19 protein-coding genes are annotated in these 20548 nt (G+C 62.4%); 9 read left to right on the top strand and 10 right to left on the bottom strand.

The features are described 5' to 3' along the window. Positions 1-95 precede the first annotated feature (95 nt). The 9 genes from BWP39_RS22915 to sctU all read right to left on the bottom strand — a co-directional run bounded on the left by BWP39_RS22915 (position 96) and on the right by sctU (position 8748). Positions 96-377: a hypothetical protein gene (locus BWP39_RS22915; protein ID WP_207557055.1), complete on the bottom strand. Its 282-nt coding sequence runs from the start codon at positions 375-377 to the stop codon at positions 96-98. After that, on the bottom strand, positions 374-1387 hold the full coding sequence (gene hrpD5, locus BWP39_RS22910; RefSeq protein ID WP_096724367.1) for an HrpD5 family protein: 1014 nt from the start codon (positions 1385-1387) through the stop codon (positions 374-376). Before hrpD5 ends, BWP39_RS22915 begins: the two co-directional genes overlap by 4 nt. Positions 1388-1432: 45 nt before the next feature. Then, positions 1433-2593: a hypothetical protein gene (locus tag BWP39_RS22905; protein WP_096724365.1), complete on the bottom strand. Its 1161-nt coding sequence runs from the start codon at positions 2591-2593 to the stop codon at positions 1433-1435. After that, a complete protein-coding gene (sctS, locus tag BWP39_RS22900) occupies positions 2590-2853 on the bottom strand; it encodes a type III secretion system export apparatus subunit SctS (RefSeq protein ID WP_091007013.1) in 264 nt (87 codons plus the stop codon). Before sctS ends, BWP39_RS22905 begins: the two co-directional genes overlap by 4 nt. A gap of 30 nt (positions 2854-2883) precedes the next feature. Beyond that, positions 2884-3537 (bottom strand): type III secretion system export apparatus subunit SctR, encoded by a 654-nt coding sequence (gene sctR, locus BWP39_RS22895; RefSeq protein WP_096724363.1) that lies wholly within the window; start codon positions 3535-3537, stop codon positions 2884-2886. Between the two features lie 3 nt (positions 3538-3540). Beyond that, on the bottom strand, positions 3541-4677 hold the full coding sequence (gene sctQ, locus BWP39_RS22890; RefSeq protein ID WP_207557054.1) for a type III secretion system cytoplasmic ring protein SctQ: 1137 nt from the start codon (positions 4675-4677) through the stop codon (positions 3541-3543). Between the two features lie 27 nt (positions 4678-4704). Next, positions 4705-5547, bottom strand: coding sequence for a type III secretion system protein SctP (gene sctP / locus BWP39_RS22885; RefSeq protein ID WP_157915168.1), 843 nt, complete (start codon positions 5545-5547; stop codon positions 4705-4707). A gap of 109 nt (positions 5548-5656) precedes the next feature. Next, a complete protein-coding gene (gene sctV, locus BWP39_RS22880; RefSeq protein WP_096724359.1) occupies positions 5657-7684 on the bottom strand; it encodes a type III secretion system export apparatus subunit SctV in 2028 nt (675 codons plus the stop codon). A gap of 5 nt (positions 7685-7689) precedes the next feature. Next, entirely contained in the window at positions 7690-8748 is a 1059-nt protein-coding gene (gene sctU / locus BWP39_RS22875) for a type III secretion system export apparatus subunit SctU (protein WP_096724357.1), read from the bottom strand. 363 nt (positions 8749-9111) lie between these two features. Between sctU and BWP39_RS22870 the strand changes: the two genes are divergently transcribed. The 9 genes from BWP39_RS22870 (at position 9112) to BWP39_RS22830 (ending at position 16035) form a co-directional block, all read left to right on the top strand. After that, positions 9112-9684 (top strand): HrpB1 family type III secretion system apparatus protein, encoded by a 573-nt coding sequence (locus tag BWP39_RS22870; protein WP_096724355.1) that lies wholly within the window; start codon positions 9112-9114, stop codon positions 9682-9684. A 68-nt stretch (positions 9685-9752) separates the two neighbouring features. After that, positions 9753-10142, top strand: coding sequence for a serine kinase (locus tag BWP39_RS31555; RefSeq protein WP_133116994.1), 390 nt, complete (start codon positions 9753-9755; stop codon positions 10140-10142). A gap of 1 nt (position 10143) precedes the next feature. After that, complete coding sequence (gene sctJ / locus BWP39_RS22860; protein WP_096724353.1) at positions 10144-10947, top strand: type III secretion system inner membrane ring lipoprotein SctJ; 804 nt, start codon at positions 10144-10146, stop codon at positions 10945-10947. 44 nt (positions 10948-10991) lie between these two features. Further along, a complete protein-coding gene (locus BWP39_RS22855) occupies positions 10992-11807 on the top strand; it encodes a type III secretion protein HrpB4 (RefSeq protein ID WP_096724351.1) in 816 nt (271 codons plus the stop codon). Then, positions 11801-12784 carry a type III secretion system stator protein SctL gene (sctL, locus tag BWP39_RS22850; protein ID WP_096724348.1) on the top strand — a complete coding sequence of 328 codons (984 nt, stop codon included), beginning with the start codon at positions 11801-11803 and terminating at the stop codon, positions 12782-12784. The genes BWP39_RS22855 and sctL overlap by 7 nt, the downstream gene beginning before the upstream one ends. A gap of 36 nt (positions 12785-12820) precedes the next feature. Beyond that, a complete protein-coding gene (gene sctN / locus BWP39_RS22845; protein WP_096724346.1) occupies positions 12821-14191 on the top strand; it encodes a type III secretion system ATPase SctN in 1371 nt (456 codons plus the stop codon). 16 nt (positions 14192-14207) lie between these two features. After that, the gene (locus BWP39_RS22840) at positions 14208-14693 is read left to right on the top strand and encodes a type III secretion system protein (RefSeq protein WP_096724344.1); all 486 of its coding nucleotides are present in this window, start codon (positions 14208-14210) and stop codon (positions 14691-14693) included. A gap of 36 nt (positions 14694-14729) precedes the next feature. Beyond that, entirely contained in the window at positions 14730-15536 is an 807-nt protein-coding gene (gene sctT / locus BWP39_RS22835; protein ID WP_096724342.1) for a type III secretion system export apparatus subunit SctT, read from the top strand. Positions 15537-15594: 58 nt separating this feature from the next. Continuing rightward, positions 15595-16035 carry an HrpB1 family type III secretion system apparatus protein gene (locus BWP39_RS22830; RefSeq protein ID WP_207557052.1) on the top strand — a complete coding sequence of 147 codons (441 nt, stop codon included), beginning with the start codon at positions 15595-15597 and terminating at the stop codon, positions 16033-16035. Between the two features lie 47 nt (positions 16036-16082). Here the strand turns inward: BWP39_RS22830 and BWP39_RS22825 are convergent, their stop codons facing one another. After that, a complete protein-coding gene (locus BWP39_RS22825) occupies positions 16083-20417 on the bottom strand; it encodes a coiled-coil domain-containing protein (protein ID WP_096724338.1) in 4335 nt (1444 codons plus the stop codon). Between the last annotated feature and the right edge of the window lie 131 nt (positions 20418-20548).

Below are 20548 nucleotides of genomic sequence, written 5' to 3'. Positions count from 1 at the left end.
TACCAAAACCGCTGCCAAGGTCGAAGGTCACAACTGCTACTGCAACAATCCCGGAGCGCGACAGCCGGCCCTGATGATCCGGCGCTCCGCGAACCTCACACCGCCACGCTGCGCTCAGTGTGACGTTCGTGAAGCGTGAGGACGATGCGCTGCGCCGCGATCATGCCGCGATACAGCTTTTGCAGCTCGAGTCGCTCGTGGTCGCTTCGCGCCGCCTGCGTCGCCGAGCTGATACGCCGGGCCGTCTCTTCGAACGCCCCGACAATCCGTGCGACGCGCTGCTGACTATCCGGCGCATTGAGCGTCGCATCGAGGGTATTGAGGTCTTGCGCAACAGGGAGCAATGCGTCGTACATGTCGGTTCCTTTTGAGTTCATTCGCTTTCTTTGCCGGTGCTGGTGGTATCCAGCAGATGCTTGGTGCCGTCCGGTGTTTCGATGTAGTGCACGCTGCCCACCGAAACCACTTCGGCATACCGGATATCCGGCACCGGTGAGCGCGTTTCCTTCACGTCGACGTCGAGCCGTTTGACGTTCTCATCCAGATCCGGTTTGACGTTGGCGAGCAGCTGCTGAAACTTCTTGAGCGACTGCACCGTTCCGCTGACGCGAAACACGCCGTTGCCCTTGTACTCCACCCGCGCGCCCGCATTACCGAGCGACTGCTGGATGTTGTCGATGTCCTGCTGCGCGACATCGTATTCGCGCAGTGTCTTGCCGCGCGCGAGCGTGTCCATGATCCTGCGCGCCGTGTCGCTGCCGTCCGAATTAGTAACGATGCCGCTCACGACGACGTTGGTGCCGCGCGGCGTGGCCGTCAGTTCCTTCAATCCCGCGCGATGCAATGCTTCGGTCATCTGCTTCGACAGTTCGGCTGCATCGAACCGGACTGTCGCGGCCTCGGTGGATTGCGCGCCCGCCATCATCACGCCGGCCGTCAACAGACCGCCAATCAATGCCGTGCAGGCCAGTGCGACGCCGGCGGTGCGCAGCGCTTTGGTGCGCGATGCCGCAGTCGACATGGGCGTCTCTGCGTCGTCGTCGGTTCCTGCCGCGACAGCTTCTTCTTCCGGCAGGTCCGGCTCCGCGGTTTTCCACAATCCTGCGAGCAGATCCAGATCGCGCGGCCAGTGCGCATCGTCGGGGCCGACGCAGAACACCACGTCGCCATAAGGCACGGCGATGAAATCCGCGATCAGGACTTCTTCCGCGCCGTCGAGCCGTACCCGTGTCACCCCATCTTCACCGAGCGTCAGCGAGAGCGCGTCGACTTGCCAGTCGCTGATGCAGATGTCCGCATCGGCACCGGCGCTCAGAAGGTAGGTGCCGACCGTCAAGCGGATTTGCGCGCCGGCGTGTGTGCCGGTTAGTACTCTCAGCGCTTTCATGCTCGTTAGTCCCGTTAGGCGTTACCTGGATTCGATGACTTCAGTTTATGAGCCGGCAGCAGGGGGCGCGGGCGCAACGCGAAGTTCGGGCGGATTATCCGAACCGGTTGGCACGCCATGTGACGCCACCAGCGTGGGCATGGTGGCCTTGGCATCGATCATGATCTGCCGGATCGACAGCATGTTTTGCTCTTCCATCGGGTACTCGACACCGAAGATCTGCCGCGTGCGCGACATATCGTAGGTGTGGCTGAGCAGGCCGACCGATGCGGACGTTTTGGTCGCCGGTGGGCCGTTTACTGCGCGCGAGTTGAAGTTGAACGTCGCGGCCGCGATCTGCGCCTGCATTCGTCCCGGCGAGCGCCGCATCGCGGCTGGCGACGTGGCATTGAGCGCCGCTAGCGGCGCGAGCGCAAAACCGTGATCGAGCTGCGCAAAAAGGCGCAACGCGACCTTGGCGAAGGTTTGCAGCAGCACGCGGTTTCTTTCGGCTGGTGGCGCGTCCTTCAGCTTCGCACCGAGCACCTGAAAGTTCTCCAGTACCTTCACGGCCGTGCTGACCTTCTTGCGCGTGACAGCGAACTTTGCGGCACTGTTTTCGTCCTTGCCTTCGCGTTTCTGCTGCTGCCCCTGCTGTTGCTGCGGCTGGCCATCGCCGTTCTGCCGTTGCTCCCGGCCCTGGTGTTGCTGCTGTTGTTGTTGCTGTGACCCGGAGTCCTTTTGCTGATCCTTGCCCGACTGCTGTTGCTGCTGCCGCTCCTTGTCCTTTTCTTTCTCGCGCTCGCGTTCTCTTTCCTTCAGGGGCTGCTGATCGTGTTCGCGCGGATGGTCCTTCTCGAGATGCTCCTTGTCGACCTCTTTGTCGCGGTCCGGATCCTTGATTTCCTTACCGAGCGCTTTGTCGCGTTCGCGCAGGCGGGCCTGCTTGCCTCCCTGGGTTCCGCGTTGCGGTGGCGTGCCGAGCGGAGCCATACGCTTTTGCGCAGCCGCGCTCAGCGCCCGCTTGTTACGGCTTTCCGCATACTTGACGCCCCTCCAGTGTGCAACTTCCGCCTTCTCGCCTTGAATCTCTCCATTTCGGGCCTTCTGACTTCGAAGCTTCCGTATCTTGAACAGCTGCTTTGTATGGAGCCCGAATTCCTGCTGCTCTTCGTGATGGGCGATCTGCGGCTGCTGAGACGAGTTGTCGACGCGCCGGCTACTCATGACGGCACCGCCAGCACGACAATTTCATTCGCGAAGCGCAGCACCGCCGAGGCCCCCCACGTTCCCATGATCAGCACGGTCGCCACCACGGCAACCAGTTTCACCGCATACGAGATGCTCTGATCCTGCATCGAGGTGATCGCCTGAATGAACGAGATTGCGAGGCCGGAGACGGCCGCGACGATCACGACCGGCAGCGAGATCGACAGGCAGAGCAGCAGGCCCTGGGTGGTGATGCGAACCAGCGTGTCGGTTTCCATCGCGTGTCCGTTTAGCGGTAGTTAGCGGTATTAGCGGTAAGTCAGTACGAGACCGTGAATCAGCGTCGACCAGCCATTCATCACGACGAACAGCAGCAGCTTGAACGGGATCGCGACGTTGGTCGGTTGCACCTGGTTCAGGCCCATCGCCATCAGCACGTTGGCGATCACGATGTCCACGACCACGAAGGCGATGTAGAGCAGGAAGCCGATCTTGAACGCGTCGGTCATTTCGGTCAGCGTGAAGGCGGGCGCCAGCACGATCAGATCGTCATCGTGTAGTTTCGCGGCCATGTCCTTCGGCCAGATCGCCGAGGCGGAGCGCACGAAGAAGCGCTTTTCGCGTTCATGCGCATGGGCCTTGAGGAATGCGCGGAATGGTTCCTTACCCGCATCGAACGCATCGAGCATCAGCGCCGAAGAATCACCCTGGCGGTGCGGCATGTTCTGCATGTTCTGCATCGCCTGCATGCCGATCGGCGCCATGATGTAGGCAGTGACGAGAATCGCGATGCCGTTGAGCACCATGTTCGGCGGCACTTGCTGCACGCCGAGCGCGTTGCGCAGCAACCCGAGCACGACGACGATCTTGGCGTACGACGTGGCCACCATCGCGACGAACGGGATCAGGCTGATTACGACTACCGCAATCAGTAACCCGGTGAGGTCGTTGAATTGAACCATGATCTATGACAGCTGGACGACGCGTACGCCGAGGTGATCGCCGACGGTGACGAGTTCGCCGAAGCCGATCGTCTGGCCGTAGGTCACGAGGCGGATGCGGGTGTCGTGCAGGGCGGTCGGCAGTTCGAGCACGTAGCCGGCCCGCAGCGCGGAGAGCTGGGCGACCGGCAGCGACACGGTATCGATTTCAAGCTTCAACGGCAGGTCGAGATGGTCGATCTCGACGAGCGTATCGCTGGAATCGGTCAAGGGCGTGTTAAAGCGCGTGTCGTGGCTCATGGTGGGGTTTCCGGTCAGGGTAAGTACGTTGTCGGCTACGTCGGCCATCGCATGCAGCTGCCGGGTGCCGTGATGGCCCCAGACAATCGGCAACCTTACCGAAGCAGTTTCTTTCATGAAAAACGCGCGCACTGCATCGGGCAGCGCGCGCAGGATGATGTCGCCGGGTTGCAGCGAGTCGAGCGTCGTGAGGCTGATGGACTTCTCGCCGAGCAGCAGCCGGCCGCGCACTTCGATTTCGCTGATGTGCGTCGCGAGTGGTATGCAGTGATCGGCAAGCCGCCGCTCGAAAGCGTCGAGCCAGCCGTCGTCGATGTGATCGAGTACGGCGTCGTAGCGCACATCGCCGATGCTGAACGAGATCGCGCAACATTCGACAGGGCGCTCTACCGGCTCGATGTTCCGCTCGAGCGAAATCACTTCGACGCCTTGCATGCCGAGTTGGGCGAAACCCTTCAACAGCGGTTCGAGTAGGATCGCGGAAACGGTCGCGCGCAGATTCGCGTCTTCCTGCGCATCGTCTTGCTCCGGTGCATCGGCGCGCAGCACGCTCGCGAGACCGGCAGGTTGCGTCAGATCGATCAACACCGTAGCGTTACGTGCGCCCCAGCGCAGACGCAACGTTGCCGTACGCGCGGGATCGACTGGATTGCGGTTGCCCGCGCTCCAGTCCGTGATGCCGAGCGTATGGAACAGCATCGCGCCGAACCGTTCGTCGACGGCGAGCCGTTGCTGGCGCGCGGTGCTGCGCATGACCGCTGGCAACAACCCGAAGTCGAGCGCGACAGGTGTCCGGCTGCCCGTCGGCGGGACGGCATCAGAGGCAGCGGTATCGGCTAGTCGCGAATCGGTATGGACCATGGTGTTGTTGTGTTTTTGGCGCGGTGTTTAGGCAACGATGATGTCGATCTTTCGGCGGTTCTCTTCATGAAGACCCGGTAGCGCTTCAAGCCGCTCCCGTAACGCATCTGCATGTTGCAAGACTAATTGCTGGGAGGCCGGGTCTGCGGTGGTGAAGCGAAGCGTCAGGTCGAAATGCGAAAGCATCAGGCTCAACTGGCAGTCGGGCAGCACATCGGGGTCGAGCGGTAACGTGATATGCCAGGGATTGCACGAATGCACGGCCGGGCTGGCGCAGAAATCCGCGACGCTCGAGACGATCGAGTCGACCAGTGGATTCGCCTGTTGTGCGTTGGTCAGCGCGCCGACGGCGTGCGTGCCGGTGGTCGCTTCGACACGGGCGTGGACCGCTTGCAGCGGAGCAGCGGGAATTGTGCCGGGCGTGGGGAGGGCGGCCGTCGGCGTGAAGTGCGGAGCTGGCGATGCGGGGCTGTTCGTTGCGGAGGCAACGGCAGTCGATGCGGCCGCCACGCATGACGCGTTCGACGCGCGGAACAACGCGGACGCGAGCGCCGCGGTTGATCCTGCGCTTGCAGGCTTTGTGGCATGTACGACGGGCTGTGCACGATTGCCGCTGTCGTTGTCGCCTTTGCCGTGACCATCGCCGCCGTCGGTGTCCTGCTGGCTTCCGCCGTGCTGCTTCTGTTCCCCCTCGGCGAGGGTGAGGGGCGGGTTCGGCGGATCGGATTCGCTGTACGCGCCGAATGTGCTATCCGGCGCGGATTCGGCGTCGTGCGTCTGCGCAGGTTTGTGCTCCCGCTGCTGAACATCATCCGTCAACTCGCCGCTTTGCAGCGCGGCGTCGCGATACGTGTTGAAGAGCGAAGCCATACGCCGCATCTGCGGCGTGACAGTGTGTGACGGCTCATGTTCCGGCGCCGGCCCCGCAATAACATGCGCGCGATGCGTTCCTGAAGTGTGCACGGTCTATCCTCCGGGCCTAGTTCATCAGCCGGCCGATCGGCTGCAGGTCGATATGCGCGCCCAGTTCCTGGTACGAATACACCGGCAACCAGCCAAGACGCGCTTCGATCATCCGTTTCACGTAGCGGCGAATATCCATCGATGCAATCAGCGCCAGAGGCCCGCGTGGCGACTCGCCGACCAGCTCGACGAGGTTGTCGACGAGATGGCCGATCTCATCGGGCGGCAGAGCGAGGAAGTTGCCGGTCGGCGTCTGCTTGATCGACTGGCGGATATGCTGCTCGACCTGTACGTCGACGAGCACCGCTGGCAGATCGCGCGGGCCACCGGTTGCGCGGTAGGCGATCATCTTGCCGAGGTCGACACGGATGTACTCGGTGAGCATCAACATGTCTTTCTCTTTCGGACCCCACGTAATCAGGCTTTCCGTGATGCTGCGGATATTGCGGATCGGTACCTGTTCTTCGAGCAAGCGGCGCAGGACGTCGGCCATCTTCTGCAGCGGCAGCGCCTTTTGCACTTCGGCGACGAGACCTGGGTAGTCGGTTTCGAGCTGATCGAGCATCCATTGCGTTTCCTGGATGCCGAGGAACAGATGCGCGCTGCCGCGCAACAGCGCGATGGTGTGTTGCGCGATGACGATTTCGGCTTTGCGCGGCGTGTTGTCGACGGCTGTGGCTGTTTCGGCAGGCACGACTGCGCCATCCTCTTCCGTGACCATGGCCGCGACCGTTGCATCCGGCGCGGGCAGTTCCACCACGGCGGCGCTGAGATTCGCGCGCGCATGCGGCACGTCGAAGATCACCACTTCATAGGTATCGTCAGGCAGGGTTTCGTCGGCCCACATCATGATGCCGGGGAAGGGAAGACCGACTTCGGCCTGCAACTTCGCACGCTGGGTGTCGAAGGCCTTGTCGAGCGCGTCGCCGGACAGGCGGGCGCTCAGATCCTTCGACATGCGCACGCCGATCGGGCAGGTGAACTGCGGTGCTCGTGAGAGGATCGACGGGGCTTCGCCTTTCGCACCGGCGCGTTGCAGCGAAACGACCGGCTTGCCTGTACTGCCGTTCGAGCGGCCCGATTTCTTTTGCAGACGGTAGCCGACGAAAGCGAGCAGGAACGACAGCAGCAGGAACAGCGGCGCCGGAAAGCCCGGCACCGCGGCAAAGCCGAGCAGCATCAAGGCAGCGAAGTAGAGCGCGCGCGAGCTGCCGCCGAACTGGCGGGTGATGTCTTCGCCGAGCGAGCGCTCCTCGCCGTGCGAGTCGTCACCGACCCGCGTGATCATCACGCCGGCCGCCACCGAGATCAGCAGTGACGGAATCTGCGACACCATCGCGTCGCCGATCGACAGCACCGAGAAGCGGTTGGCTGCATCGCCCGCCGTCATGCCGTGGTACGCGACGCCGACCGCGATGCCGGCGACGATGTTGATCATCGTGATCATCAGGCCGGCGATCGCATCGCCTTTGACGAACTTCATCGCACCGTCCATACCGCCGTGCAACTGGCTTTCCATCGCGAGCATCGCGCGTTTCTTGCGCGCTTCATCGGCGGTCAGCAGGTTGGCGCGCAGGTCGGCGTCGATACTCATCTGCTTGCCCGGCATCGCGTCGAGCGTGAAGCGCGCGCCGACTTCCGCGACCCGCTCGGAGCCTTTCGCGATCACGATGAACTGCACCACCGCGATGATCATGAACACCACGAGCCCGACCACGAGGTTGCCGCCCACCACCAGTTCGCCGAAGCTTTCGATGATGTCGCCGGCATCCGCGTGTAGCAGGATCGACTTGGTCGACGCGATGTTCAGCGAGAGCCGGAACAGCGTCGTGAACAGCAGCATCGACGGGAACGACGACAGCGAGGTGATGCTGCCCACGTACATGGTCACCATCAGCAGCGTCACGCTGATCGTGATGTTGATCGACAGCAGGACGTCGATCACGATGGTCGGCAGCGGCAGGATCATCAACGAGATGATCGCGACCAGCAGAAGCGCGATGCCGGCCTCGCCAAACCCGGGAATCTTGAAGTTCTTGAACATGTGGACTACTCCGTGAGCGCGACTTTGGTGCCGATACCACTGACCCAGCGAAGAATCGCTGCGACGACTTCGAACAACTCCTCAGGAATCGGCTGGTTTTCCGGGATTTTGTACAACTGGCGCGCGACCGGCGGGTTGGCGACGATCGGGATGCCCATGTCGGCGGCGCGACGGCGCAGCAGCAGCGCGTCCACGTCGAGCCCTTTGGCAATCACCACCGGCAGCGGAAATTCGCTTGGGTCGTAGCGCAGCGCGACCGCGTAGTGAACGGGATTGACGACCACGACGTTAGCCCGCTTGAGGCCGCTTGTCGGGCCTTCGTTCACGAGTTCGCGTGCGAGCTTCTTGCGTTCGCCCTTGACCTCCTGGTTGCCCTCGCTGTCCTTGAATTCGCGCTTGACCTCGTCCTTGCTCATCTTGTGTTTCTTGATGAACATCATGGTCTGCAGTTTGTAATCCACCGCGGCGATGACGACGAACACGCCGAGCGCCGTGGCGAACACCTTCATCACGACCGACCACAACGTGTGAATCAACTGCGCGAGCGGCTGGTCCAGCGCGCTCGCGACGACTGGCATGACCGAGACGATGGTCGTCTTCATCACGGCGAGGATCAGGAGGCCCTTGACGGTCATCTTCGCCAGATCGAGCATCGAGTTCGCCGAAAAGATCTTCTGCAGCCCGGCGGCCGGATTGACCGCGTCGAACTTCGGGCTCATCGCTTCGAACGAAAACTGCAGGCCGGTTTGCGGCATCAACGCGAGGACGGCCGCGAACAGGCCGATCGCGGCGACGCCGCACACCATGCCGAGCGTGTGGCCCGCCATGTCGGCGAACGCGACGTAGAGCGCATCGAGCGAGCGGGGCCCGCTCATGAAATCGAGCGCGGTTTTGATCACCGCGCGGAATGAGTCGACCATGTAGTGCTGACCCGCCTGCAGCACGAGCAGCATGCTGCCGAGCGCTGCGACTTCGACGACGTCGGTGCTCTTCGCGACTTCGCCTTTTTCGCGCGCCTTGCGCAGCTTCTGCTCGGTGGGTTCTTCGGTTTTATCGTCGGCCATCGTTCTCTACGCACCGTGGTGACTGGCTGGCTGGGAGCGGCAACCGGGTGAGGCGCCGCCGTAGACATACGTTATCTGTTCGGCTCTTCGCAACGGCCGCCCGATGCGAAGTGCGGGCGGCGCGTACGAAGCGATTCACCGCAACGGGGCAGATACCAGGGACCAGACGGGAAAGCGCGCGGAAATATCCTGTAACGACGCCCGGCAGGTCTGTTTGCGGATTGCTTCGCATATCGGTGTGCGACTTCGTGCCCGACGCCTGGCGCGAAGCTGTCGCCACGTAATGTCTCGATCATGGTCGGCAGAAATATGTCGGGCAGAAGAGGGGCTTTCCGCAATCTTTGATTTTCTTGGGGAAAAGGAATGAGTGATCAGAGGGAACACGCGACATGTGCGCCGGCGGTGCTAGGCGGCCTCGCCGATCTGGTCGGTGCGGCGTTTGCCGGGTGCGATGGGCTGATGACGAAAGTCGACGTGGATGACATCGAGCAACTGGTCGAGGCCCTGCATGTGCTGCGGCCCACGTGTGTCGAGTTCGAGTTCTTCGACGGCTGGCTGTACATGCTCCGCAAGGAGTGGGCCGAAGCGGAGTCGGTGTATCGCCGCCTGATCGAGTGCTCGGTATGTATGCCGGCTAGCCGCGGCATGTTGCTTCAATGCATGAAGGCGACCCATACGTTCGGCTGGCAGGACGAAGCGCGCAAGGTGATCGAAGAGTGCAGCAACGACGACGTGACGCGCCTCGCGAAGACGCTGATCGCGAACGACGATCTGCAGCATGCCTATGCCGCAGCGCGGCGCACGGGGCAGTTCGTAGCGCCCGAATCGACGCGCGAACTCGAACAGGAGAAGGCCGCGCAGGAGTCACAGCCGAGCGCGGTCCGCACGCTGACAGCCGACGACATGCTGATGTCGATGCAGTACATCCGTATCTAGTTCTAGCACCGCATCTGGCAGGAGCGCCATCCGGGCGCACCGACCTCCGCAGGAGAACCGACGTGGACATGGCGATGATTGCGCAGTTTCAGCAGCAGATCGCATCGACATCGTCGAGCACCGGCGTCGATGCTACGGTTTCGCCGCAACAGGCGGACCGGTTTCAGGCGTTGATGAACGAGGGCGTGCCGGCTCCGCCGGTGCAGAGTGTGCCCGAGCATCCGGACCACAACATCGTGGCGAAGGCGGTCGCGGAGCAGGCGACCTACTACCAGCAGGCGCCGAACGACGTGATGTATCTGACGCAGCACATGAGTTCGCTGTCGATGGAACGCATGGCCGCCGCGAACATGACGGTCCAGCTCGAAATTGCCAGCCTCAATGCCGATCTGCAGGTGAAGATGGCCGCTGTTTCGTCGTCGAAAGACGCCGTTCAGACTCTGATGAAGAACCAATAACATGACCCCTCTCTCACGCACTGTCACCCGCGGATGCAAACTGTTGTCCTGCGCGGCCCTCGTCTTCGTGCTGAGCGCCTGCCACAAGGAGCTGTACGGCCAGTTGAACGAGCGCGACTGTAATGAAATCGTCGCTGCGCTGGTCCAGTACGGCGTCGATGCCGAGAAGAGCACACCCGACGGTGGCAAGACGTGGTCGGTCAGCGTCGAAGAAAAGCAGCTCGTGCGCGCGATGGAAATTCTGCGTGCGCGCGGCATCCCGTCGAAGAAATTCGACGACCTGGGCGGCCTCTTCAAGAAAGACGGCCTTGTCTCCACGCCGACCGAAGAGCGCGTGCGTTTCATCTACGGCCTGTCGCAGGAACTCGACGACACGTTGACGAAGATCGATGGCGTGGTCGAAGCGCGTGTGCAGATCGTGCTGCCGAACAACGATCCGCTCGCGGAATCGGCCCGTCCGTCGTCGGCCTCGGTGTTCATCAAATACCGCTCGGATGCGAACGTCGAAACACTGACACCCGCGATCAAGAATCTCGTCGTGCATAGCATCGAAGGGTTGACCTACGACCAGGTCAGCGTGATCTCGGTCCCTGCCGATCCGCTTACGGTGCCGACGGCGTATGTGCAGAGCGGGGGCGGCACGCTCGGTTACGTGGCGCTCGCGTTCGGTGTCGTGCTGATTGGTCTCGCGGGCGCGTTCCTGCGCTGGCGCGACCGGTTCGCCGGCCTGATGCAGGGCCAGCTGTCGGGCGTGCTGGCGAAACGTGGCGCGCGTGCGCCGAAGGCATCCAAAACAGCGGCCTGAGCGGCGGCCTGAGATTCGACCTCTGAGCGGGTACCGGGAGTGAGATGAGCGATGCTCAGACTATCGACGACAGCGTATTTGCCGACGACTTCAGCGCGGCAATCGATGCGGCGGAGCAGTTCACGCTGGATGCGCCGGATGCGCTCGATGCGCCGCAAGCCTCGGACGTAGCGGACGCGTCCAACGCATCCGACGCTGCACCGCCGGAAACCCCCGTCGATCCAGCGGTGAAGCTTTCGCGCGCGATCGCGGCGAACCTGGCCGAATACCACGAGCGCCGTCGCACACTGTTCGAATGGATGCATCCAGCCCGCGTCGCCTCGTTTGCGTATGCGGCGTGCCTACCCGGGCTCGACGCCCGCCGCGGCGCGCAACTGGCTGAAGCGTTTCTCGACAGCGTCGGCTTTGCTCCAGCGCCGCTGCTCGCATTCGGCGAAGCGAGCGTCGCGCTGATGCGCCTGCCGCTCGAGGACTGCCTGAAAATATTCCGCATGCGCGTGCTGGTCGAGCACGTCTACGAACTACGCCTGTGGATCGACCGGCCGCGCCGAGTGCTGCTCGACGAATGGCTCGGTCCGCATCTGACGCGCATGCTGCTCGCCCAACGCGGCGGCCTGACGGCGGGCCAACCACTGCGCGGCGAACCCTCCGCAGATTCGCTTGCGCTGCAGGGCTTTCGTCTGTTCGAGCGCGACTGTCGCTGGAGCGCCGACCATCCCATGATGCTGCTGCAGTTCGCATTGCCGGACGAGACTGCGCCCGCGCGTCTACCGGACACGCCAGGTCATGCGAAAGTGAGTAAAGCCAGCCTCACGCTGGTTTCTCAACTGGCCGACTTTTTCCCGACACGATCATGGTGATCTGGTTACGCAACCCGGATGCGCTGAGGGATGGCATGGGCCACGGTGTCGGTATCACCGACGACGTGGTCCGCGCCGAACATTTTGGCGCGTTGGTCGAGATCGACGACGCGTATGAAGATCTGAACCGGCGCTGTGCCGCGCTATTCGAGGAAACGCGCGCGCAGGCTCAGGCCATTCTCGACGCAGCGCAGGCACAAGCGGACGAACTGCTTGCGCAGGCGCAGGCGACCTATGAGGCCTCGGCCAGACAGGGCTACGAAGCGGGCTGGGAGCAGGGTCTCGCCGACTGGCACGAACGCAGCCTGCGCATGCTGGCCGAGATGCCTTCGATCGGACAGCGGCAGCGCGACCGGCTCGCGCAACTGGTGGCGCTCGCGGTCGAGCAGATCGTCGCGACCGCCGATCCGATTGCGCTGTTCAGACAGGCTGCGTCGACGGTCGAATGCATCGTGGCCGACGGCAGCCCGGTCAAGGTGCGCGTCCATCCGCACGATCTCGCGGCAGCGACGGCTGCGTTCAGCGCGGTGGCGCGCGATTGGCGCGAGGTCGGGCGCGTCGTGAATCTGCAGGTGAGTGCCGACGCGCAACTGGAGCGCGGCTACTGCATCTGCGAGACCGATCTCGGTGCGGTCGATGCGAGCCTGCCGCAGCAACTGGCGGCGATTCGCGACGCGCTGTCGCGTGCGATCGACGGCTTGCCACCGGACGAAGACGAAACCGAACCGGCACAGCAGTACGAAGGCGACGTCGATGAGCAGGACTTCGTCGCAGCGCAAGGTGCCGGTGAAGATGAGTACACCCAGATGGCGAACGACACCGAACCGCGCGCAGCAGACCCGAACGAAGCCGGAAATCCCGAAGACGCCGAAGAACAAAACCTCTTTGCCGACGCCGTCGCCGATGTCGAGCATACGCACGCCCCCACCGCCGACATCGGCGCCGAATTCGAAACCGCAGAACGCGATGTCGCTTAACGCCGTACTGCCACGCTTGCCCAGGGACACTTCCACATGAAGACTTTCGCCACCGACGATCAACCGGACACGGGGCTCGCCAGCGATGACCGCTTCGATTTCATGGCCAATGCAATCGAACGCGAACTGCGCGCGCGGGTGCGTCCCACGGCGGCCGGCAAGGTCCAGGAAGTGATCGGTACGTTGCTGAAAGTCAGTGGGCTCGATGCGACGCTTGGTGAACTGTGCGAGTTGCGTTCGCCGCAAGGACAGTTGCTGCAAAGCGCCGAAGTAGTCGGCTTCTCGCGCGATATCGCGTTGCTGTCGCCGTTCGGCCGCCTTGGCAGCATCTCGCGCGAAACGCGTGTGGTCGGACTGAAGCGGCCGCTTGCGATCCGCATCGGCGATGGGTTGCTGGGGCGGGTGATCGACAGTCTCGGTCAGCCTATCGATGGTAAAGGCGAACTCGATTGCCACGAATTCCAGCCGGTGTTCGCGGACCCGCCATCGCCGATGAGCCGCCCGGTGATCGACCGGCCGATGCCAACCGGCGTGCGCGCAGTGGACGGCATGATGACGCTTGCCGAAGGTCAACGGATGGGCATCTTCGCGCCAGCCGGTGCAGGCAAGAGCACGTTGATGGGTATGTTCGCGCGCGGCGCGCAGTGCGACATCAACGTGATCGCACTGATCGGCGAACGCGGCCGCGAAGTCCGCGAATTCGTCGAACACATTCTCGGCCCGGAAGGGATGGCGCGCTCGGTGGTGGTGTGTGCGACTTCCGATCGTTCCTCGATCGAGCGCGCGAAAGCCGCTTACGCGGCGACCGCGGTGGCCGAATACTTCCGCGATCGCGGCCTGCGCGTACTGCTGATGATGGACTCGCTCACACGTTTTGCCCGCGCCCAGCGCGAGATCGGTCTGGCGATGGGCGAGCCGCCGACACGCCGCGGGTTCCCGCCGTCGATCTTCGCCGAGCTGCCGCGTCTGCTCGAACGCGCGGGTCTTGGCGTACGCGGCTCGATTACCGCGCTCTACACGGTGCTGGCCGAAGACGAATCGGGTGGCGATCCGATCGCGGAGGAAGTACGCGGGATTCTCGACGGCCACATGATCCTGTCGCGCGAAATCGCCGCGCAAAACCGCTATCCAGCCATCGACGTGCTGGGCAGCCTGTCGCGCGTGATGACCCAGGTCGTGCCGCGCGATCACGTCGCCGCGGCCGGTCATATCCGTCGCCTGATGGCGCGGCACAAGGAAGTCGAACTGCTGCTGCAGGTCGGCGAATACCAGAGCGGCAGCGATCCGCTCGCCGACGAAGCGATTCGCAAGATCGAGGTGATTCGCGCGTTCCTCGCCCAGGAGACCGACGAACTCGTCGATCCGGCCGTCACAGTCGATTTCCTGCATCAGATCGTCCAGGCGTGAGGAGGCGCGACGCATCATGAAGGATCGCCGGGTTGTCTCGCTCGAACGCGTGCTGTCGCGCCGCAAGACGCTCGACCGCAAGCTGAACGACGCGTTGCTCGCGTTGCGCGGCGAGCGTCAGGCGCTCGAAGGTGCGGTTGCCGAGTGTCGCAATGCAGCCGATCAACAGGCCGAGGTGGTGGCCGAACAGGACCGCAAGCTCGACGAGATGATGGGCCAGTCGTTTAGCCCTGATGCGTATCTGCGTTTGCGTGAACACCAGGTTGCGATGGGCGATCGTCATGCGCAGCTGCAGAGCGAAACGGCGCGTGCCGTCGCGCAGGTCGAAAGCAAGCAGGCGGAAATCGACCAGAGCCGCGCGAAGATCGTGCAGAACCGCGCGCGCATCGATATCTACGGCGAACGGCGCGACAAGTTGTGCCAGGCCATCAACACCGCCATCGAGGACGCCCAGGACGAGGAAGCCTCCGAGAGCCGGCGACCAGGACCGCGACCGTTCTGACAGGACCCACGTCCTCACCTTACTCAAGACACCACCATGAGCAGCCTCAGCTACGACGCGATCGAAACCAGTCACCAGTTTGTCCGCTACATGATGACGCTGGCGCTGTGCAGCGAGCGTCTGATCGTGCTGATGATCATCTTCCCGCCCACCAGCGACAGCGTCGTGCAGGGTCGTCTTCGCACCGCATTATCTCTGCTGTGGGGTAGCTTCGTCGCGTATGGTCAACACGGCGCGCTCGAGCAGCAGAGCGGGTTGTTTCTGGTCGGTGTCGGCCTGAAGGAAGCGCTGATCGGCGTGGGCCTCGGCTTTGCGGCGTCGACGGTGTTCTGGGCCGCGGAGAGCGTCGGGACCTATGTCGACGATCTGACCGGCTTCAACAACATCCAGATGTCCAACCCGAGTTCGGGACAGCAGACCTCGCTGACCTCGACGCTGCTCAGCCAGTTCGCGATCGCGGCGTTCTGGGTGCTGGGCGGCATGATGTCGCTGCTCGGCGCAGTGTACGAATCGTATCAATGGTGGCCACTCGAGAATCTCGCGCCGGTGGGCGGTCGAATCATCGAAGCCTTCGTGATGCACAAAACCGATTCCCTGATGGAAACGGTTGCCAAGCTGGCAACTCCGCTGATGCTGTTGCTGTTGTTGATCGATATCGGTTTCGGCTTTACCGGCAAGGTGTCGTCGAAGCTGAACCTGAGTTCGCTGGGGCAGCCGGTCAAGGGCGCGCTGACGGTGCTGATGCTGGCGCTGCTGGCGAGCGTCTTCATCGATGAGGTGCGCGGCCAGCTGTCGCTCAACAACATCGCGGCGGAATCGCGCGCGATCGCACATGGCAATTGAGCAAACCGTACGACGCAGGGAGCGATTTTGTGCAACTCACGGGGTAACGATGAAAAGGGTGACCAATAAGCAGAACCGCGGCTTGAACCGTGGTCCACGCGACACAGGCGATATCGTTGAAGGCATGCTTGGCGTGTTGTGGGCAGGGGCGCAACTCGATCTGCCAGGAGATCTGCGGGTGCTGGAAGATCTGCTCGATGCAATCGGTGTGATGCAACCGGAGATGGACGAGGATCGTGTCGCGCTGGCGTGGTGGCATGTGCGTGCGCGGGCGTGGTCGGACGCACTGGTTGAGTTGCGCCGCACCGAGCGCAGCGGTGCGCTGTCGTCGCTCGGTACTGCGTTGATGGCGGTGTGTCTGTTTGCGCTGAAGGACCCGACGTGGCGCACGTATGCGTATGCGGCGGCGTATCAGTCGGACAATGCGCTCGCGACGAAGACGGCGCTTGCGTTGCTGGCTGCGCCGGAGATCGAGCCGTTTGGGGGCGATGTGGAGTGAAGGGTGGGTTCGGCGCGGCGGGATGACCGGCAAGCAACAGGCAGGCTTTAGACAGGAAACACCGAGCGGGCACGGCTGCTCTCGGCCGAAGCGGTTTTCTGCCACCGTAAAAAGAAGTCGATACCCATGTCTTCGGAGGTCTTGCCCTTGCTGCGTATCGCCATGTTCTTCGCGGACCAGCACGCGCGGTACGACAGGATCTGGTTCATCGCACCGCGAGCCTCGGCTGCGGTCGTCTCGTCGCCTTGTTGCAGCGCCAGCGCCTCGACGCCGCGTAGTCCGTCGATCAGGCCGCTCATCCGCGGGTTCATTTCGTATTTGATGTTGAACTGGAAGCTCGAATTCGAGCCCGCTGCCTCCAGATCTATTTTGAATTGCGCGAGAATGCCGGCGGCGACGTCGCGACGTTCAGGCGTATCGACGTCCTCGGTCTTCTCGCGCGGGAGGACATCCAGACAACGGCGCAGCCAGTCTTCGGGATTCTCCTCGATCTCGACCAGCAGGTCTTTGGGGGTTCCGTAGCTGCGATCCACGGCGCCGCCTGTCTGGTCCCCGATCGGAAATCGTGTCGCGCCATTCTTCTCAAAGTTCGATGCAAGTTCCCGCGACACTTCGATGAGGTTACTGGTGAGGTTGATATGGGCCTGGCCGGTTCCCTTGCCGTCTGCGCCGATCGTGCCGATGGGTTCCTTGAACGGCGTGGCCATGAAGCCCATACTCGCCGACATATTGGCGCGTTGCCGGGCCTGGCTACTCGCGTCATAGACCGTTTGATGCGGATAGCCGGTTTGTTCGGTTCCTTTCTCGGTGGTTCGCTCGGCCTTTAAAGAAAGCGGCGTTACCGTCACGCCCGCCGAAAAGAAATCCCCCGGCGTGCGCACACGCGCAATCGCACCGGCTTCCAGCGAGAGCTGATTCGTCTGCGCTTTTCGCTCTCCTGACGCGATGAGCGTATCGGGACACAGCGCGAAGATCGCCTCCAGCGGGTCGGAGAACGGAGCGTCGTCGTCCGCCATCTGCTTGTCCCAATCCAGCATGACATCCAGCAGCTTGATGGTGTCGTCGATCGCCTCCTGCTCCTTGCGCACGCCACGCTCGTCTTTGCCGCGCAGGATCCGGAAGGTCGTGGATTGGGTGGTCGGGCGAGCCATTTCGAATTTGACGCTGCCGGACGGCGCGGTCAGGGTGGCGATGCCCACCTCCATCCTGTGTCCCAGGGTGACTTTTGCATCGCGCAAGGTCGAATCGATCGTGCCGACCTGGATTTCCGCCGCGAACGTCGGGTTCTTGATCTGGATGTAGGACTCCGTGCGTTTCGCATGCACACCGAACGTCGCGCTCATCGGAAACTTGGGCACCGCTGGCAACAGCGGAATACCGCCACCGAGAACACCACCGCTCGTGAACGTGATCTGGTCGCGCAACTTCATTTTTTTGATCATCGGCCAGATGTACTCCCTGAAGTCATCTCTGGAACCGACACGCATTTTCGCGAGGCGAACTTCTTTGTCTATTTTGGGGCTGCTGTCGGGGCTTGCGGCAAAGTCCTCCTGGAGTGCCGCGATAGACGAGGCCATCGCCGCCTGGGTCGCAGCGGGACTCGATCCTAGCGTTTGTTCCAGCGTTTTCAGCACATCGATGACCGACACACGCTCATTCTCGAAGAGCTGTTCGAGCGCCGGTGGCAAGGTGGCGACGTGGTACGGATTCGGTTTGGTCAATTTGCGCGGGCCGGATGTCGGCCTGGGCGGAACCAGCAGCGCGTGAACGGCCCGGCGTATCCGGGTTTTTTCGTCTGCGCCGAGGTGGGCATCGTAGATGCGTTTCGTGTGCCTGAAACTCGGCGGGCTGATCGGCGTAGCGAGGCGACTCACTATTGTCGGGCTGCGCTTCTCATTGCCTACGTAGTCGCTCAACGCGATGATTGTGGCGCTGAGCAGGCGGTCCGCTTCACGTTCTGCTCCAGGTTCTGCATGAGCGCCGGAAGGTTGAGCGGCACGTGCCGGAGCGCCGTTGCGTTGTGCCGACAGTTCGCGAAAACGGCCTCGGGCGTCTTTGCCGAGTTGTTCGAACGCGCTTATGACACTGGCTTCGGCCACTGTTTTGGTCGTCTGCATGCCCTGCGCTTCCATTTGCTTCTGGCCAAATCTCAGCGCTTTCCGATTGAATGGCGAAGCCTGGTCCGCAGGATGCGCCGTGTTCGGCAACCAGCGCAGGTGAGCGGGACGCGTGTCCTCGAGATACTGGAACGAGTCGGTTGTATTCAGCAGATTCCGGTTGTTGAGATCGTAATCCGATCCCTTTGCGTTCGACAGGAAGCCGTTGCGGACCGCGTTGAACGCTGCTTTCTCCCTGAGCGGAAGCCCAGCCAGATCGAACACCGGTTCCTCTTTGCGATTGCGTACCACGTGCGCTGCGACATGCATCGCTTTGCCCAACCACGCCTTGACGTCGTCGGACTCGTCCTTTTGAGCTCGATGGGCCATCCAGTAAGCTTGCACGGCATCCATCTGCGCTCGCTCGAGTCGATCGGTCGAAGGCGCGGTCGCTACGAGATCGAGTACCTCGGTGCCGCGAGGGATGTGTGTCATGAGCTCCAGCAGGCGTTCCATCTGGACGCTCGGGGCGGTGTACCCGATTGAGGGGTTGTCGGTATCCGGAGGTTCGATCCAGTGATTGAGCGGATGCGCGGTCAAATCATCGAGGAGTTGGCCGGCATCCTGCAGATTGCCGTTCGTCGTGACGGCGAGCCCGCGGGAAATCATTTCCATCGCCGCGGCACGAGGCAACGCTCGCTCGGCCTCGGTATCGTCGGGCGGCAGGTCGTCGGCGAGTTTCCGAAGTCGGGCGACGAAAGCTTGACCGTCAGCGCCAGCAAGCTCGATGGAATCGAATCCTGGTGCGGTCGATGCGATAGCGGTCGTGCCGAGTAAATTTAGCTGGCTCTCGAGGTGCCGACTCTCATCCAGTTGCGCCTGGGTGGTTCTCTGCTTGTCGCCGACAGCTTCCGCGGGTCTATCGAGTCTGCGGCTGGCCGCGTCGAGTCGGCTTTGCAATGGGCTCATGCGGCCGATTTCTTCGTCCAGGTAAGGGACGAACTCGGTCAGTGCCCGCTGCGCGTCATGGGCTTCTTCCTGTCGAGCTTTGAGGACTCGACCTGTAGAGTCTTTCAATGTGCCTCGAACGATTCGTTCCTGCGTGGCTCGCGCGGCCTGCGCTGTCGATTCGGGCGTGAGCCGTAGCCCGGCCTGAACTTCACTGAGTTGATTCTCCAGTTGCTCCAGTTCTTCCACGAGCGTAACCGTTTCGTCATGCAGTTTTTGCGCATTGGCAAGGTCTTGCAGACTCGATTCACGCTTGCTGACGATCTGTGTTTTGAGTCTCGTCAGTTCGCCGACGATCCTCGTGACATGTTCATCGTGGTTACCTAACTCGCTGCGTAAATGGGTGATCTGTGTGTCGACGAACTTGACCTTCTGATTGACGAGATCCATCGAGAGAACCTGTGCGCCGATCTCGAGCAACGAGGCGACGGATGAACTTGCCCGAAGGTCTGCCGCGGCACGCGCGAGCTTGTCGCGTGCTTCCATGAGCGATTGTTCGCCCGTTTTCACGAGGTCCGCTGTCGCGCTCGAGGTTGCCGGTCCGGATGCCTGTTGTCTGGCGTTTTCCAGCCTGCTCTGCGCATCTCGCAGGTTTTCGATCGACTGCTCGTAGGCGGCGTGGTGCGCGTTGAGTTGCTCGAGCATGTGGACCTGGCGGGCCCGTGTCTGCGCTGCGTCGTTACTTTGATCGCCTTTGCTTTGCTTTGCGTCCCCGGATGTCGTCTTGTACGCGGGATCGCTGGCCATCAGCTCACGCGCGTTTTTGGGCTTGATGGAGCGCCCAAGACCTGGAATTGCAGCGAGGGTGCGCATCCCGAGCGATCGCTGTGGCCGCTTGTTCGTTTCAGGCAATTCCAGCAGGGTCGTATCGAGTATCGCGTCGACTCGCTGGGCGAGATCGTGTGCTTGCGTCAACACATCGGCATCGGGAACGGGACCGATGCCCGGCTCCAAAGACGGTGTTGCCAGTAACACGGAGTTCGGCGTGTCGTTTGAACGGCTTTTGCCGGCTCCCAGTATCCGGCTGCCCACCGTCATCGGGCGTCCCCGAAAGTTCGCGCGTAGTGCCTTGAGCTTGCCGGGCGCCGGTCGCATGAATTCCCCGGCTGACTTGAGACCATCGATCAGCGTGTTCTGTTTCGCTTCGACCGGCGGTGTAGGGGTACTTTCGCTGTTCGCGGCAACACCGTCAGGTTGCGCGACCGGTGGGCGCATGTCACGCAGTTCGATCGCATCGTCGGATGCAGTGCGGCGAGAGAAACGAACAGTCGATGACATGGCGCAGATCGTAGTGAAGAGATGCTCGTGCTAGCCGGTAGCAGCGAAGTGCTGAACCTGTAAGTGCATCTTTTAATCCGCGTGTGACACCCGTATGTGTTTGTGACGCTCTGTTACCTTCCGGACGATGT

Source organism: Paraburkholderia acidicola (genome assembly GCF_002362315.1).
Classification (GTDB): Bacteria; Pseudomonadota; Gammaproteobacteria; order Burkholderiales; family Burkholderiaceae; genus Paraburkholderia; species Paraburkholderia acidicola.
This window is presented reverse-complemented; position numbering and strand designations above follow the sequence as displayed.